We start from the raw sequence: 2,604 nt of genomic DNA, 5'->3' as shown, positions 1-2,604 counted from the left end.
GCGGAATCCGAGCTCCTTGGGTTGGGTCAATCAGGGGCTTCAAGCGTTAGCCGTGGTGAGTTTTAGGGCTTCCCGGATACTACAGGGCGAGACCCGGAATAGAAAAGAGGCCGCGGAAATCCGCGGCCTCTTCGGGAAGGTCTGTGATCGTTTCCTGGGGATCAGCCGGCGGCCGCCTCCCTGCGGGCGCGGCGGATCGTCAGGATGCGCATGATGTTGGCGGCGAGCACCTTGCCGAGCAGGATCACCGCGAGGCAGACGCCGATCGTGGTGGGCACGGAGGGCGTGCCGTCGGCGTTCTTGAGCGCGAAGAACACGATGCCGGTGGCGAGGAAGTTGCCGATCGCGGCGTCGGCCGTCATCTGGAAGGTGGCGAAGATCTCGGTCTCCGTCTCGGTGATCTCACCGGACTCCTTCAACGTGCGGGTGAGCGTCGCGCCGGCGTCGGTCGACTGCAGCGAGGCGATCATGGCGAGCGAGCAGCAGCCCGGAAGGCCCATCGTCGGGCGCAGGATCGGGTTGAGCATGCGCTCGGCCGCGCGGATGGCGCCGTAGTGCTCGAAGACCGCGATCATCGCGGTGGCGAGCATGATCGAGGGGATGAGCGACATCGCGAAGAGGAAGCCGTCGATCGCGCCCGAGCCGCCCTTGCCGCGGAAGTTCGACATGGCCGTCACGATCTCGCCGCCCTTGTCGGAGACGTTCGAGACCATCTGGCCGAAGTTGCCGAGCAGGATCGTGTAGTCGAAGATGCCCCACCACTCGTCAGTGATGAGAAGACCCGAGAAGAAGAGAACGGCGAAGATGAAGGAGATGTAGCCCTTGATGCCGGGATTCTCAGGCTGCGGAACGGCGGAGTCTGTGGTGGTGGACATGACTTTTTCCGGGATGTTTTCTTTGTTGTCGCTCCCGCGCCCGGGGTTCTCGCGAATCCCGTGCACAGGGAAGGTGCACGCATTGTAGTGGTGCGGCGGCGGGTTGTGAATACTTTTTTCTCCTGCTCCGCCGCAGGCTAAGCTTGGAGCTCAAAGCTCAGCCTTCACAGGAAGCCCTCATGACCCTCGACGCCCTGCACCTGCGGCTTCTCAACGCCGCCGTCCCCCGCAACTACGACACCATCGGCGTGATGACGCCGGGCGTGCGCGGGCGCATCGGCGTGCCGATGGGCGCCGTACGCCAGGCCGCCCGGGATGTGCTGCGCGCCGGCGCGGGCAGGGCGCTCGTCGACGAGGCGCTCGACCCGGCGAGGATCCGCTCCGTCCGGGCGCACGAGGTGATCGAGGTGATCGGGCTCGTGATCGCCGGTCTCAGGGGCATCACATTCGCGGAGCGTCTCGCGCTCACGGAGGCCTATCTCCCGCTCATCACGAACTGGGCCACGTGCGACCTCTTCTGCGGCGCGATGAAGCCCTGCCGCGAGCACCCGGAAGAGAGCCTCGCCTTCATCGATGGGCTCCTGAAGAGCGGCGACGTCTGGCGGATCCGCGTCGGGCTCGTGCTGCTTCTCGAGCACTTCGCCGCGGCGCCCTGGACGGCGAGGGCGCTCAAAATGTCACTTTCCGCCCCTGTCCTGAGGTCTGCGCGCAACGCCTATTACGTTTCCATGGCGCTCGCCTGGGCGCTCTCGGTTTTCTTCGTCGAGGACCCGGTGCGCACGGAAAAAGCGCTCCGGGACGCGGTGGAGCGGGGAAAAATTGATTCCGTCACGGCGCGCCGGGCGACGCAGAAGGTTCGGGATTCGTTCCGAGTGACACGTGCACAAAAGGCAGATCTGTCGCAAAATATCGCCAAGTCACTCGCGGAACGCCCGCCGGAGAAAGTTCCGGAGAACGCCCCGCCCCGGACCGGGGTCCTCGCCCCGCCGGCCCTCAGAATCAAGTGAACAGCAGCCTGTCCGGAATGAGGCAGGAGGAGGTTTCTTCAATGCGCAAGTTTTTCCAGGAATTTCAGGCCTTCATCTCGAAGGGCAACGTCCTTGATCTTGCCGTCGCCGTTATCATCGGCGCCGCGTTCTCCAAGATCGTCGACAGCCTCGTGAAGGACATCATCAATCCGATCCTCGGCGTGCTCGTCGGCCGCCCGGACTTCACGAACCTCTTCATCGTGTTGAAGGACGCCCCCGAGGGCTACACGGGTCCGCAGACCTACGAGGCCCTCGTCAAGGCCGGCGCCACGGTCTTCGGCTACGGCGCCTTCCTCACGGCCGTCGTGCAGTTCCTGCTGCTCGCCTTCGCCGTGTTCTGGCTGATCAAGATCGTCGTGACGGCCCGCACCCGTCTCGCCGCCGAGGCCGACCGTCTGCTCGCGCTCGCCACCGCCGAGAAGAAGGCCGAGGAAGAGAAGGCCGCCGCCGAGGCCGCGAAGAAGGCTGAGGAAGAGGCCGCCGCTGCCGCCGCCGCTGCGGCGCCCGCTCCGATCACCGCCGAGGAACTCAAGGTCCTCTGCGAGATCCGCGACCTGCTGAAGGCCGCCCAGGCGCAGAAGCCTGCCGCCTGACAGACCTTCTGACGCGGGCCGGTCGGCCCGCGGTTGAGAAACCCGCGTTCTTCCGGGAACTCCCGGAGCTTAGCTCCCAATACGGGGACACTTTTGGTGTCCCCGTAT

General features: G+C 65.3%; 3 protein-coding genes. 2 read left to right on the top strand and 1 reads right to left on the bottom strand.

Going from position 1 to position 2,604, the window contains the following annotated elements:
• Window positions 1-161 precede the first annotated feature (161 nt).
• Complete coding sequence (locus Q4F91_RS13310) at window positions 162-875, bottom strand: nucleoside recognition domain-containing protein (RefSeq protein WP_303338215.1); 714 nt, start codon at window positions 873-875, stop codon at window positions 162-164.
• Window positions 876-1,054: 179 nt separating this feature from the next.
• Here Q4F91_RS13310 and Q4F91_RS13305 point away from each other — a divergent pair, with 179 nt between their 5' ends.
• Both Q4F91_RS13305 and mscL read left to right on the top strand, forming a co-directional pair.
• Window positions 1,055-1,882 (top strand): DNA alkylation repair protein, encoded by an 828-nt coding sequence (locus Q4F91_RS13305; protein ID WP_303338214.1) that lies wholly within the window; start codon window positions 1,055-1,057, stop codon window positions 1,880-1,882.
• A gap of 41 nt (window positions 1,883-1,923) precedes the next feature.
• Window positions 1,924-2,496, top strand: a complete 573-nt coding sequence (mscL, locus tag Q4F91_RS13300; protein WP_303338213.1) for a large conductance mechanosensitive channel protein MscL — start codon at window positions 1,924-1,926, stop codon at window positions 2,494-2,496.
• Window positions 2,497-2,604: the final 108 nt, after the last annotated feature.

It is taken from the genome of Sutterella sp., assembly GCF_030539355.1.
Lineage (GTDB): Bacteria > Pseudomonadota > Gammaproteobacteria > Burkholderiales > Burkholderiaceae_F > Sutterella.
This window is presented reverse-complemented; position numbering and strand designations above follow the sequence as displayed.